Here is a 13,204-nt window from a genome sequence, read left to right on the forward strand (position 1 = left end):
ACGGGTCGACGTGCGGGCGGACCACAGAGGACTCGGCGGGATCGAGACGGGGCGGCCCAGCAAGTCTGCGTCGCCGCTCCGGAGGCCCAGTGCGCGAGCGAAGGGCCCCCTCGGTCGACCTATCCGACCGAAGGGGCCCTTCGCTCAACACGGGGGCGGGGAGACAGCCGACCTCAGGCCGGCACCAACGCCCCCTCGTCCCGGCGGGCCTCCCGGCGCGCCTGCACCTGCAGACCACCGCTCACGAGCAGCACGGCGAGGCCGGCCACCGCCAGGGCCGCGCCGACCAGGGCCGGGGCGAGCAGCCCGAACCCGGCCGCGATGACGATGCCGCCGAGCCAGGCGCCGAGGGAGTTCGCCACGTTCGAGGCGGACTGGATCGCGGCCGAGGCCATCGTGGGGGCGTCGCCGACGATGTCCATGATCCGGGTCTGGATCGCCGGGCCCAGGGCGAGCGAGAACATCCCGGCCCCGAACAGCGACACGACGGCCAGCAGCGGGGTGCCGACGGTGAGCGGGAAGGTCGCGAGCACGACGGCCAGGGCGACGAGGCAGCCGCAGAGGGTCTTCAGCGGGGCACGGTCGGCGAGCCGGCCGCCGACGATCGAACCCGCGGTCATCCCGAGGCCCACCACGGCGAGCAGGAGGGTCACGGTCGTCGGGGCGAATCCGCCGACGTCGGTCAGCATCGGGGTCACGTAGGAGTAGCAGGCGAACATCGCGCCGAAGCCGAACACCACGGCGCCGAGGGAGAGCAGCACCTGCGGGTGGCGCAGCGCCGAGACCTCGGTCCGCAACGCCGCCCGGCCGCCACCGGTGGGCGCGGCCTCCGGCACGAACGCCCACACGGCGGCGACCGCGAGCACGCCGATCACGCCGACCGCGGCGAAGGTCGCGCGCCACCCGAGTGCCTGCCCGAGCAGCGTGCCCAGCGGGACTCCGGCGACGTTGGCGATCGTCAGGCCGAGGAACACCCGCGCGACGGCGGTGGCGCGGCGGTCCCGGGCGACCATGGAGGCCGCGGCCACCGAGGCGGCCCCGAAGAACGCACCGTGCGGCAGCCCGGTGAGGAACCGGATCACCAGCAGCGAGCCCATCTCGGGGGCGAGCGCGGAGAGCAGGTTGCCGACGGCGAAGGTGCCCATCAGCGCCATCAGCACCTGCCGTCGGCAGAAGCTCACTCCTGCCCCGGCGAGCAGCGGGGCCCCGACCACCACGCCGAGGGCGTAGGCCGAGATCAGGTGACCGGCCTCCGACACGGACACCCCGAGCCCGGCCGCGACCTCGGGCAGCAGGCCCATGATCACGAACTCGGTGGTGCCGATGCCGAAGGTGCCGACGGCGAGGGCGAGGAGCGCGAGCCCTGCGGTGGGGCGACGGATCACGGCGGGTTCTCCAACGGGATCGATCCAGCAACGACGCGGTCCAGGGTTGGCACCAGCGCGTCATAAGTCGAAGAACCGACACGCGACGATCGATAAGCTCAGCTTGTCCATACTGGTCACATGCCGACGCTGCGCCAGCTGGAGTCCTTCCTCACGGTCGTCGACGAGGGCTCGTTCACACGCGCGGCCGGATTGCTGGGGGTCTCGCAGCCCGGGTTGTCCCAGCAGATCGCCGCGTTGGAGGGCGAACTGGGTTCCGCGCTGTTCAGCCGGCTGCCGCGCACGGTCACGCTGACCCCCACCGGGCGGGCCCTGCTCCCCCACGCCCGCGCCGCGGTCGACGCCGCCGCGCGGGGCACCACCGCGGCGCGGGCGGTCGTCGGGACGGGCGCCGGGGAGCTGCGGATCGCGACGGTCTACTCGACGGGGCTCGGTGTCCTCCCGGCCGTGCTCACGCGTTGGCGCGCCGAGCACCCCGACGTCACGGTCCGGCTCCTCGAGCACCGCACGACCGAGGCGATGACGACGGCGATGCAGGCCGGGCAGGCCGACGTCGCGGTCGGCCCGACGCCACCGGGCTGGCGGGGGCGGGTCCGCGTGCTGGGCGCCGAGGAGCTCGTCGTGCTGCTCCCGGCCGAGGGTCCGCCGGATCTCCGGCACCACGAGATCGCGCTGGAACGGCTCGCGGACGCGGCGTGGGTGCAGTACGCGCCGAGCCACGGACTCGCCGAGGAGCTCGACCGCGCCGCCCGCGACGCCGGGTTCCGGCCCCGTGCCGCGGTCCGCACCGAGCAGACGGCGATGGCGCCCCTGCTCGTCGAGGCCGGACTCGGGCCGGCCCTCGTGCCGGCGGGCATCGTCCCGGCGTCGTTCACGGGACGGATCGCCCGGCCCGTCCCGGCGATCACCCGGGAGCTGGCGGCGACGACGGGTCCCGAACCCGACGCCCTGACCTCACGCTTCGTCGCGGTCCTCGCCCGGCGGGCGGTCCTCATGCCCCCGCACGTCGCCGATCGGCTGCGGTGAACGCGCCGGGAAATCGGGCACCGAGGCGCCGCGCGGTCGACGACGGCAGGCCCTCCGGCACCTCGAGCGGCGGCAGCGCCCCCAGCGCGCGGGTGAGCAGGAGGTCGGCCAGCGCCGGGTTCCGCGCGAGCACGGGACCGTGGACGTAGGTCCCGACGACGCTCCCGCCCACGGCGCCCTCGAGCCGGTCGCCCGTGCCGTTCCCCGCGCCGTTGCCGCGGACGCGGGCCAGCGGCGCGGCGTCGGCCCCGAGCGTGGTGACGCCGCCGTGGTTCTCGAAGCCCACGAGCGGATCGGTGAGCCCCGGGAGCAGCGGGTCCGCCGTCACGTCGCCGATGCGCCGCGCGCCCCGGCCGGGCACCGTCTCGACGTCGAGAACCTCCAGGCCCGTGACCCGGGTGCCGTCGGCGACGGTGAACGAGCGGCCCAGGATCTGCAGCCCGGCGCACACGGCGAGGGTCGGCGCCCCGCGGTCCAGCGCGCGGCGCAGCCCCGTCGAGTCCCGCAGCCGGTCGACGGCGAGCAGCTGCGCGGCGTCCTCCCCGCCGCCGAGGACATAGACGTCGCCGCCCTCGGGCACCGCGTCGTCCCAGCCCACGGTGTGCACGGCGGCGTCGATCCCGCGCCAGCGCAGGCGGGTCGCGAGGACCGCCGCGTTCCCGGCGTCGCCGTAGGTCCCGAGCACCTCGGGCAGCAGCAGGACGATCCGCGCGCTCACGCGAGCACCCGCGTCGCGTCGTGGAAGGCGGTGTAGTTCCCGACGAGGTCGACCGCGCCGAGGGTGTCGCGGGTCGCGCCCACGGCGTCGTCGGCGATGCGGTGCGGGAGCCCGGCGTAGGCGAGGCGCACCGAGAGCTCGGCCGACCGGTCGCCCGCCACGACCACGGGGTGGCCGGCCAGCCGCTCGAAGGGCACGTCCCAGAGCCACGACACGTCGCGGCCGTCCGCCTCGCGGGAGTTCACCGCGACGACGACGGGCCGGCCCGGGCCCTCGTCGAGCAGGTCGAGCACCTGCGCCCAGCCCGCCGGGTTCTTCGCGAGCAGCAGGCGCGTCGAGCCGCCGGGGCGGGTCACCGTCCGGTAGCGGCCCCCGACCTGTTCCAGACCCCGCAACCGCGCCGCGGCCACGGCGGGCGCGACCCCCAGCTCGGCGGCGACCGCGATCGCGAACGTCGCGTTCAGCCGGTTCGCATGACCCGGCAGCGCGATCTCGAGCGGCACCTCGACCCCGTCGGGACCCCGCGCCGACCACCCGTCGTCGTGGACGAGCGCCCAGTTCCCCGGGGGCCGCTCGCACCCGCACGACCCGCAGGTCCAGCGCAGCCCCGCGTGCGTGACCGGGCCGTCGCAGCGCGGGCAGACGCCGGCGTCGCCGGTCCAGGACGACGGCGAGGACACCCACAGCGGCGCGGCGGAGCGCAGCCCCGCGCCCGCGCACAGCACGTCGTCGGCGAAGGCCACCACCCGGGCGCGCGGGTGGGCGGCCACGGCGTCGCCGACCCGGCGGGCGACGGTGCGGACCTCGCCGACCCGGTCGAGCTGGTCGCGGCTGAAGTTGAGCAGCACGATCGCGGCCGGGTCGGTGGCCGCGGCGACCTCGCCGAGGTAGGACTCGTCGACCTCCATCACCGCGAGGCGCCGGTCCGGGGCGTCGAGCAGGGCCGTGGTGATGCCGTCGGGCATGTTGGCGCCGAGGTGGTTCGTCGCGACCTCGCCGTCCCCGCCCAGCGCCCGCGCGATCATCGAGGTCGTCGTCGTCTTGCCGTTGGTGCCGGTGACGAGGACGACCGTCCGGCCCACCGCGAGCCGCGCCAGCACCCGGCGGTCGAGCACCGTGGCCACGCGGCCGCCGATCACCGAGCCGTGGCGCCCCGTCCGGCGCGCCATCCCGCTCACGCCCCGGGCGGCGACGACGGCCAGTCGGGCACGCGGCGGCAGCCTGTCGGTCACGCAGATGATCGTGCGCGCGGTCGGGTTAACGGTCGGCAAGACGACGCGCAGGCGGGGGCCCGACGCCGCGGACCGTACGGTGACCGGCTGTGGCACAGCTGTGGGTCGTCGAGGACGACGACACGATTCGCGGGGTGCTGGGCTCCCGTCTGCAGGCGGAGGGACACCAGGTCCGGGCCCTTCCCGACGGCGGGTCGGCGCTGGTCCGGGCGCTGCCCGCGCCGGATCTCGTGCTGCTCGACCTCGGCCTGCCCGACCTCGAGGGCACCGAGGTGTGCCGCAGGCTGCGCGTCACGTACCCGGACGCGGTGCTCGTCGTGGTCACCGCGCGCGACGACGAGATGGACGTCGTCGTCGCCCTCGAGGCGGGCGCCGACGACTACCTGACCAAACCGGTGCGCTTCACCGAGCTGGCCGCGCGGGTGCGCGCCCACCTGCGCCGCGCGGGCGCCGCGCTGCCCGAGGACCGCGGGGCACGGCTCGTCGTCGGGACCCTCGCGATCGACCTGGCGGCGCGGCGCGTGACCCGGGACGGGGCGGAGCTCCCGCTGCGCGCCAAGGAGTTCGACCTGCTGGCGCGGCTCGCCGCCGAGCCCGGCGTGGTGGTCACCCGCGAGGCGCTGATGAGCGACGTGTGGGACGAGCACTGGTCGGGCTCCACCAAGACCCTGGACGTCCACATCGCCGCGCTGCGCCGCAAGCTCGGCGCCGAGCCCGCGATCGCGACCGTCCGCGGCCACGGGTACCGCCTCGAGAAGGCCTGATGCGCGCCCGCATCGTGCGCTTCGCGGTGATCGTGTCGATGGTGGCGATCACCGTGTTCGGGCTCCCGCTGGCCGTGGGCGCGGCGCGCTACTACGTCGTCGACGAGCAGTCCGACCTCGAGGGCGACGCCGAGGTCGCGGCGGACGGGATCGGCCCCGTCCTCGCCGCCGGCGCGGTGCCGACCGCCGTCTCCCCCGTCTCCGCCGACAGCCCGGCCGCCGTGTACGCGCTCGACGGACGACGGATCACCGGCGACGGCCCCGAGCGGCTCTCGCCGCCCTTGACCGGCGCGCTCTCCGGACGGGTCGTGCGCGCCTCGCGCGACGGGGCGTTCCTCGTGGCGGTGCCGGTCCTCGACGGCGACCGCCGGGTCGGTGTCCTGCGCGCCGAGCGCCCGCAGGGCGAGGCGGTGGAGCACACCGCGATCACGTGGGCGGTGATGCTCGTGCTCGGCGTGGCCGCGGTGGCGGGCACGCGCCTGGTGGCCGGGCGGCTCGCGACCCGCCTCGCCGCGCCGCTCGAGGTCCTCGCCGACGACGCCCGCCGCCTCGGCGAGGGCGACTTCACCGTCTCGGCCGACACCGGCGACGCCACCGTGCCCGAGGTCGCCGCCGTCCACCGCTCGCTCGCGGTCACCGCGACCCGCCTCGGCGACCTGCTCGCCCGGGAGCGCGCCTTCTCCGCGGAGGCGTCCCACCAGCTGCGCACCCCGCTCGCCGGGCTGCGGCTGCGCCTCGAGGAGGCGGCGTCCCTGCCGCCGGGCGCACCGGGGATCGCGGAGGCCGTGGAGGGGTCGCTGGAGTCGGCCGACCGGCTCGACCGCACGGTGACCGAACTGCTCGCCCTCGCCCGCGAGCCGGCCGGGGCACGACGCTCGCGCGTGGACGTGGCCGCCCTCACCCGGAGCGTCGTCGAGGAGGTGCGGGCCGACGGGATGACGGTGGCGCTCGAGCTCCCCGACGACGGCGGGGTCATCTCCGGCTCGGAGGCGGCGGTCCGCCAGGTGCTCGCCGTGCTGCTGGAGAACGCGCGCGTGCACGGGGAGCCGCCCGTGACGGTGACCGTGCGCGACGCCGGCCCGGCGGTCGCCGTGGACGTGGCGGACGCGGGCTCGTTGGCGGTCGACGAGTCGGCCCTGTTCGCGACCCGCTCCCCCACCGAGGGCCACGGCATCGGTCTCGGCCTCGCCCGGCGCCTCGCCGAGGACCAGGGTGGGCGGCTCCGGCTGCGCTCCGCGTCCCCGACGACGATCACGCTGCTGCTCCCGGCCGCCTCGGACTGAGCCTCCCCGCGTGAGGGGAACCCTCGTGCCACAAGAGCGCTCGAATCCTCCCCTCACGAGGGGTGCCCGACGCGCCCGCGGCGACCGGGTCCGACGATCCCTGCGCGTCCCGCACACACTCCCGCGACCGCGACGACCGGGTCCGACGATCCCTGCGCGTCCCGCACACAACCGCGGTGGCCGCGGACCATGATCAGCACTTCGGTGGCGTGTCGCATCAGATCTTGCGCGTGTCGCCACCGAATTCGTGATCATGGTCGGTGCGACACCCGCTGGTCCGCCCGCGCCGCGACGTCGGCCGCCGGTTGTGTGTGTGGCGCGCAGGAGTCGCGCGACCCGAGCGCTGCCGCCGCGGAAGTGTGTGCGCGACGCGCAGGAGTCCCCCGACCCGAGCGCTGCCGCCGCGGAAGTGTGTGCGCGACGCGCAGGAGTCGCGCGACCCCAGCACGCCCACCGCGGAACCGTGTGCGCGACGCGCGCGACCCGGCCACGCGGATCGTCGGGAAGGGATGGGAGCGCGACCCACGGGGAAGGCACCGCGCATGGACCTCGGACTGGGTGGAGCACGCGCGATCGTCACCGGGGCGTCGCGCGGCATCGGGCTGGCGTGCGCGCAGGCGCTGGCGGCGGAGGGCGCCCGGGTGGCGCTCGTGGCGCGGACGACGGCGGACCTGGAGACGGCCGCCCGCCAGGTGGACGGCGAGACGCTCCGGCTGACCGCCGACACGACCGACGACGCCGCCGTACGGTCGGCGGTGCAGGAGGTCGTGGACGCCTGGGGCGGGGTGGACGTCCTCGTCAACGCCGCGGCCCGGCCCGCAGGCGGCGCTCCGATCCCGCGGCTCACCGACCTCACCGACGACGCCGTCCGAACCGAGTTCGACACCAAGGTCCTGGGCTACCTGCGCACGGCCCGCGCCGTGGCGCCGTCGATGATCGCGCAGGGCTCGGGCCGCATCGTCAACATCAGCGGCCTGAACGCCCGGCGGACCGGTTCGATCGCAGGGACAATCCGCAACGTCGCCGTCGCCGCCCTGACCGCGAACCTCGCCGACGAGCTCGGGCCGCACGGGGTCAACGTCACGTGCGTGCACCCCGGGATCACCGACACGGAACGCACGCCCGGGATGCTCGCGGACATCGCGGAGAAGCGCGGGATCACCGAGGACCAGGCACGGGAGGGCCTCGAGGCGACGACGAGCCTGAAGCGGGTGATCACGGCGGCGGAGGTCGCGGACGTCGTGACGTTCCTGGCCTCACCGCGCGCGGTGGCGGTGACCGGCGACTCGCTCGGGGCCGGCGGCGGCCAGCCCGGGGTCGTGCACTACTAGGCCCGGACGTGCCGCGGCGGCGCCACCCCCGTGAGTTCGGGAGTGACGCCGCCGTGGGCTTCGGAGGAACGTTCGGTATCGGGACCCGCCTCGGACTCACGTCCTGGTTCGCGGCTCACCGCTCGTGGGTCTGCGCTCTCTCGGCGTCGCCGCGCCGTGCCTCGCGGGCTACGGGCGGCCGGTGTCCGTTGAGCGGCACGAGCCGGTCCGGTGCGGGATGGTCCCTGCGATCAGACGATCACCTGCCTCCACGTCGGAACTGCGGTCGTGCCGCTGTGAGTCGATCCACGGGGCGCTCGTCGGTTGCTCTGTACCCTGTGATCGGGACCACATCGACCCCTCCGAAGGTACTCCGACGCCGGGCCCTGTCAACGACGTCGTTCGCCCGCCGTTCGGGCGTCGTTCACGCACCGTCGGTCACCCACATGCACGTTCTCCCTGGCCGAGCGCTTGACGGCGCCTCGGCGGACGTGGCGGGCGGCGCCGAAGGCCGACCGCGGGTGTCGGGACCGATCGAGGACTACCTTGTCGGGTGGACCCGGAGATTGCGAAGGTCGTCGGGTGAGTTGGACGGTCGACTACCCCCGTGTCCTGCCCGAGCGTCGTCCGCCGGGCCACGAGCCGCGCGCCCCGCGGTGGACCCTCGTGCTGGACGCCCCGACCTCGTTGCTCACCGCGGACTACCTGGCCGTCCAGCTGCCGGCCCGCGGCGGCCCCGCCGAGGACGAGTTCCTGGCGCTGGCCCGGGCGAGCGGGGACGGTCCGGCCTCGACCGAGCTGCTCGTGGCGACCGGTTCCGAGGGCACGGTCGAGCTGGTCCACCTCGCCTACTTCCTCGACCCGACCGCCCACGAGCGCTGGCTGCACGACGCCCCGCTGCCCGCGTGGTTCGACCGGCTCGACCCGGCCACGGCCACCGTCGGCGCGTGGCACGAGGTCCTCCAGGTCCACCCCGACCGCTTCGAGACGATCTACTCCGACCCGCGCTGGACGTTCGGCTTCGGGGCGTGCGCCGGGACCGCGCGGGAGCCCATGACGACGAACGGCTACTTCGGGGCCGCCCGCGACCGGTTCCCGGTGTCGGCGATCGACCCGTTGGAAGCGGTCGGGAAGCAGGTGCGGCGCACCGACGTCCCCTCGCGCGGGCGGCGGCTGCGGGTCGAGACCTCGCACCACACGACGGTGATCCGCTCCGGCCAGTTCTGGGAGCCCGCGGACGGCGAGCAGCTCGTCGACTACGAGCACAACCTGCAGTCGAAGCTGCTCACCGGCATGGACCACCTGCGCGAGCACCCCACCGACACCGGCACGCTCTCGCTGCGCATCCTCACCTCGCTCGACCAGGCCTCCCTCGCCCCGCGCCGCGAGACCTCGGTGCTCGGGTACTTCCACTCCCTCGGCGAGCTCGAGGAGTGGGCCGCGAGCCACCACACGCACCTCGCGATCTACGAGCACGCCATCGAGGCGAAGCGCCACTGGGGCGACGCACGCTCGGTGGTCACGTGGCACGAGGTGGTGGTGCTGCCGCGCAGCGCCCGCTTCGAGTACGTCAACTGCGTCCCGACGACGGGTCTGCTCCCGTTCGCCCCGACGCTGCTCACGGTGCCGTGAAGCACTCCTGCAGCCAGGTGCGGTACGTCCGCGCCGGGTGGCCGGTCCGGCGCTCGACCTCGTCGGTGGTCGGCGCCCGCACCCCGTCGGCCTCGCGCCAGTAGCGGAACAGCGAGTCGACCACCCCGGGCGGCGCGAACCGCGCCATCTGCTCGCGCGCCTGCTCCGGGTCGACCGCACGGACCTCGATCGGCCGCCCGAGGTGCTCGGCGACGAGACCGACCTGCTCGGCCATCGTCAGCGACTCCGGCCCCGACAGGCGCGGCGAGTCGTCGGCCGGCTCGCCGAGGAGCGCGGCCACCGCGACGTCGGCGATGTCGCGCTCGTCGATCGGCGTGGTCGAGGCCTGCGGGAAGGGCAGTTCCACCACCCCCGCCGCGATCCCGCGCGACCACTGCGCGGTGTTGCCGGCGAACGCGCCCGGGCGCAGCGCCGTCGTCGGGAGCCCGGCCCCGCGCAGCGCGGCCTCGGCCTCGGCGTGGTGCGCGGCGATCCCGCCCGGTTCGGGGTCGGCCTCGACCGACACCGCCTCGGAGGACAGCAGGACCGCGTGCCGCACCCCGGCGGCCACCGCCGCGACCGCGAACGCGTGCAGGTCACCGGTGACGTAGACGAACACGCGGTCCACGCCCTCGAGCGCGGGGCCGAACGACGACGGGTCGGCGAGGTCGAGCCGGACCCGCGTCCCCCCGCCGTCGGGAAGGACCCGGGGATCGCGCCCGGCGGCGCGGACCTCGACGCCGGCGGCGAGCAGACCGGCGCGGACGTGGGACCCGACGGCGCCGCGGGCGCCGGTGACGAGGACGGTCATGGGCCCACTCTGCTCCTGCTCCCGGGTCAGCCCACCACGAGCCGGGCCAGCACCGCCCGGTGGTCGCTGCCGGGGACGTCGAGCACCTCCGCGTCGGCCACCCCCAGTCCTCCCCCGACGAGCACGTGGTCGATCTGGAGGCCGAACCACCGCGGCAGGTCGGTCGGGTAGGTCGCCACCGTGCCCGACCCGACGGACGGCAGGGCGTCGGTGCAGCCGGCCGTCGCGGCCCGCAGCACGCTGTGGTCGGCGGTGGCGTTGAGGTCCCCCGCGACGATCGTCGGGCTCGCGGGCCGGGACCCGCACGCGGGCGCGACGAGCCGCGCCAGGTCGTCGCGCCAGAGCCCCACCTGGCCCGGCGGGACGGGGGCGGCCACGTGGACGGCGACGATCCGGACCCCGGAGACCGTGGCGTCCAGCGTGCCGAAGAGCCGGCCCGGGACCGACCGGATCTGCGGGGCCGGCACGCGGGGGCCGAGCAGCAGGGACGTCGACGCGGCGTCGTCCGGCGAGGGGGCGTCCGCGCTCCACCCGCGGTAGTCGGGCAGCAGGGCGGTGAGCCGCGCCCGGTACAGGTTCCCGGCCTCGGGCAGGACCACGACGTCGGCGGCGCGCTCGCGCACCAGCGCGGCCAGGGCGTCGACGTCGGCGCGGCCCCGGTCGGTGTTCAGGGTGAGGACGGTGGGGCCGCGGGACCCGACGGGCGCGTCGTCGGCGAGCAGCCGGCTCCCGACGATGCCCGCGGTGGTCAGCGCCACCAGCGCGGCCGCGACCAGCGCGGCGAACCCGGCCGCGAACAGGCGGGGTCGGCGCTCGTCGAGCGGCGGTCCCTTCCGGCGGACGAGCACCCCGGCGAACCGGCCGACGAAGGCCGAGACCATGACCACCACGAGCAGCAGCGGTGTCAGGGCGGCGAGCTGCACGAACGGGGTGACGCGGTCCAGCCCGACGTAGCCGGGGAGGAGCACCGCGAGGGCGAGCGCGAGGCCCACCACGGCGCCGAGCACGGCGGGCAGGGATCGGCGCACCCGATCATCGTCCCAGTCGCCCGGGGGTCACCGCCCGCAGGCCAGCACCCCGGTGACCGATCCCGGGTAGGCGCCGGGCGCCTCGAGCTCGGCGAACCAGTCCGCGACCCGCTCGCCGTCGAGCCGCCCGTCGGCGACCGCCTCCTCGACCGGGGCCCGCACCGCCGACGCCCAGACCGGCGGCGGGATCGCCAGCGCGTACGGCGTCTGGTCCACCACGAGTACGCCCGCCTCGGTGAGCAGCCGCCCCAGCGTGCGTCCCATGCGGTCGCAGCGCACCGTGCCGCACACGACCTCGAGCACGGCCTCCGCCGTCTTGGCGTCCCCGCCGAGCACCATCGACGCGTAGTCCAGCTCGAACAGCGCGACCCGCCCGCCGGCCCGGCGCACCCGGGCGATCTCGGCGACCACGTCCGCGGCGTCGTCGACGTACATCAGCACGCGCTCGGCGTAGACCGCGTCGACGCTGTCGTCGGGCAGCGGCAGCGCCTCCCCCGCCCCGGGCAGCCAGCGGACGGCGTCGCCGTGCCGGGCGGCCGCCTCGGCCAGCATGCGCGGACGGTCGATCCCGACGACGGGTCCGGGCGCGTCCGCCGCCGCCCGCGCGGCGGCGATGGCGGCGGCGTGGTGCCCCGCACCGCACCCGACGTCGACCACCGTCTCCCCCGCGGCCGGCGCGAGGTGCTCGGCCAGCTGCGTCCGGTAGGCGAGCACCGACGGCGCCGCCTCCACCGACCGGAGGAACTCCACCGCCGGGCGGGCCGACGCGGCCCGCTCGACGTCGTGGAACACCCGGTGCACGTCCTGTCCACGCTCGGTCACGGCTCCCATGCAACGCGTCACGGGCGCCGACGTCACCGCCCGGACGGGTCGGAGATCCGGTCCCGGACGAAGTCGAGGACCGCCGGCCGGGTGATCTGGGCGCCGGGTGAGCCGAACGGGTGGTCGAAGACGTGGTCGGCGTAGGGCACCTGGACCAGGCGTCCGGGGACGCCCGCGGCGCGCAGCTCGGCGTCGTAGGCGCGGACGAGGTCGGCGCGGATGAAGTTGTCGGCCCGCCCGAGCACCAGCAGCGTCGGCGGGAGGCGGGGGTCGACGAGGTCGCCGGGCGACGCGGCGCGGGTCAGGGCAGGGCGGGCCGAGGCGGGTCCGCCGAACACCGCGTCCTGCAGGCCCGGGGCGACCTGCGTCATGTCGACCACCGGGTAGAACGCGACGGTCGCGCGCGGCGGGGAGGTCGCCGCGCCGCCGGGCAGCGACGCGCGCGGCACCCCGACCAGCGCCGCCGTCGTCGAGAGGGCGAGCGTGGCGCCGGCGGACTGGCCGCCGAGGACCACCGCGTCCGGGTCGAGCCCGCGGGCCGCACCGGGTCCGCGGACCCAGTCCAGGGCGGCGGCGACGTCCTGGCGCTGCGCCTCGCCGAGGGTCGCGCCGGGCAGCGGCGGGTCGCCGGGCAGGCGGTACTGCACGGCGACGACGGCGAGCCCGTGGTCGGCGTACCAGCGGTTCGCCCGCGCGCGGTCGGCCGTGGTGCCGCGCACCCAGCTGCCGCCGTGCACCCACACCAGGACCGGGTGCGGGCCCGGTCCCGACGGCAGGTGCACGGCCAGTTCCAGCCCGGGCCGGTACTCCACGGTGAGGTCGGGCGGCGCGCCGCGCTGGTCGACCGCGGTGAGCGTCAGCCCCCAGTCGATCCGCACGCCCGTCGCCCGGGCGGTGGCCGCCTGGGTCCCGAGGACCACGAGGGTCCCGACGACCGCGAGCGCACCCGCCGTCGTGACGATCCCGCCCAGGCGTGGCACCCCGAGCGCGAGCAGCCCGACCCCGGCCGCCGTCGTCGTCGCCGCCCCCAGGGCCGCGTGCAGCGGGTACTGGCCCGAGACGAAGGAGCCGAGGAACCCGATGACCGGCAGCCGCGGCAGGAACGTGCCCACCACGACGACGGCGAGGGCCACGGCGGCCGCGACGCCGACCAGGCCGAGGGCGACACGGGCGATCGTCACGCCCCGATCTTC

General features: G+C 76.2%; 12 protein-coding genes. 5 read left to right on the forward strand and 7 right to left on the reverse strand.

Features of this window, described 5'->3' with window-relative positions; translation table 11 throughout:
• Positions 1 to 173: 173 nt before the first annotated feature.
• Positions 174 to 1,385 carry an MFS transporter gene (locus LN037_RS00420; RefSeq protein WP_308286083.1) on the reverse strand — a complete coding sequence of 404 codons (1,212 nt, stop codon included), beginning with the start codon at positions 1,383 to 1,385 and terminating at the stop codon, positions 174 to 176.
• Between the two features lie 120 nt (positions 1,386 to 1,505).
• On the opposite strand from LN037_RS00420, the gene LN037_RS00425 reads away from it, so the two are divergent.
• The gene (locus LN037_RS00425) at positions 1,506 to 2,411 is read left to right on the forward strand and encodes a LysR family transcriptional regulator (RefSeq protein ID WP_230748773.1); all 906 of its coding nucleotides are present in this window, start codon (positions 1,506 to 1,508) and stop codon (positions 2,409 to 2,411) included.
• Here LN037_RS00425 and LN037_RS00430 read toward each other — a convergent pair.
• Both LN037_RS00430 and LN037_RS00435 read right to left on the reverse strand, forming a co-directional pair.
• Positions 2,377 to 3,129, reverse strand: a complete 753-nt coding sequence (locus LN037_RS00430; protein ID WP_230748775.1) for a type 1 glutamine amidotransferase — start codon at positions 3,127 to 3,129, stop codon at positions 2,377 to 2,379. The two genes, LN037_RS00425 and LN037_RS00430, sit on opposite strands and share 35 nt — an antisense overlap.
• Positions 3,126 to 4,361, reverse strand: coding sequence for a MurT ligase domain-containing protein (locus LN037_RS00435; RefSeq protein ID WP_230748776.1), 1,236 nt, complete (start codon positions 4,359 to 4,361; stop codon positions 3,126 to 3,128). Before LN037_RS00435 ends, LN037_RS00430 begins: the two co-directional genes overlap by 4 nt.
• An 89-nt stretch (positions 4,362 to 4,450) precedes the next feature.
• Here LN037_RS00435 and LN037_RS00440 point away from each other — a divergent pair, with 89 nt between their 5' ends.
• From LN037_RS00440 to LN037_RS00455, 4 genes are all read left to right on the forward strand, one after another.
• Complete coding sequence (locus LN037_RS00440; RefSeq protein ID WP_230748778.1) at positions 4,451 to 5,125, forward strand: response regulator transcription factor; 675 nt, start codon at positions 4,451 to 4,453, stop codon at positions 5,123 to 5,125.
• The gene (locus LN037_RS00445; protein WP_230748779.1) at positions 5,125 to 6,408 is read left to right on the forward strand and encodes a sensor histidine kinase; all 1,284 of its coding nucleotides are present in this window, start codon (positions 5,125 to 5,127) and stop codon (positions 6,406 to 6,408) included. The genes LN037_RS00440 and LN037_RS00445 overlap by 1 nt, the downstream gene beginning before the upstream one ends.
• 542 nt (positions 6,409 to 6,950) lie before the next feature.
• Entirely contained in the window at positions 6,951 to 7,739 is a 789-nt protein-coding gene (locus LN037_RS00450; RefSeq protein ID WP_230748781.1) for an SDR family NAD(P)-dependent oxidoreductase, read from the forward strand.
• Positions 7,740 to 8,300: 561 nt separating this feature from the next.
• Positions 8,301 to 9,350, forward strand: coding sequence for a phenylacetaldoxime dehydratase family protein (locus LN037_RS00455; RefSeq protein ID WP_230748783.1), 1,050 nt, complete (start codon positions 8,301 to 8,303; stop codon positions 9,348 to 9,350).
• Here the strand turns inward: LN037_RS00455 and LN037_RS00460 are convergent.
• From LN037_RS00460 to LN037_RS33230, 4 genes are read right to left on the reverse strand one after another with little or no spacing between them, the layout of a single operon-like run.
• Positions 9,337 to 10,161 (reverse strand): NAD(P)H-binding protein, encoded by an 825-nt coding sequence (locus LN037_RS00460; RefSeq protein ID WP_230748784.1) that lies wholly within the window; start codon positions 10,159 to 10,161, stop codon positions 9,337 to 9,339. The two genes, LN037_RS00455 and LN037_RS00460, sit on opposite strands and share 14 nt — an antisense overlap.
• Before the next feature lie 26 nt (positions 10,162 to 10,187).
• The gene (locus LN037_RS00465) at positions 10,188 to 11,189 is read right to left on the reverse strand and encodes an endonuclease/exonuclease/phosphatase family protein (RefSeq protein WP_230748785.1); all 1,002 of its coding nucleotides are present in this window, start codon (positions 11,187 to 11,189) and stop codon (positions 10,188 to 10,190) included.
• Positions 11,190 to 11,216: 27 nt separating this feature from the next.
• A complete protein-coding gene (locus LN037_RS00470; protein ID WP_230748787.1) occupies positions 11,217 to 12,011 on the reverse strand; it encodes a methyltransferase domain-containing protein in 795 nt (264 codons plus the stop codon).
• Positions 12,012 to 12,043: 32 nt separating this feature from the next.
• Complete coding sequence (locus tag LN037_RS33230; protein WP_230748789.1) at positions 12,044 to 13,192, reverse strand: alpha/beta hydrolase; 1,149 nt, start codon at positions 13,190 to 13,192, stop codon at positions 12,044 to 12,046.
• Between the last annotated feature and the right edge of the window lie 12 nt (positions 13,193 to 13,204).

Origin of the sequence: Actinomycetospora soli (genome assembly GCF_021026295.1) — a bacterium.
Classification (GTDB): domain Bacteria; phylum Actinomycetota; class Actinomycetes; order Mycobacteriales; family Pseudonocardiaceae; genus Actinomycetospora; species Actinomycetospora soli.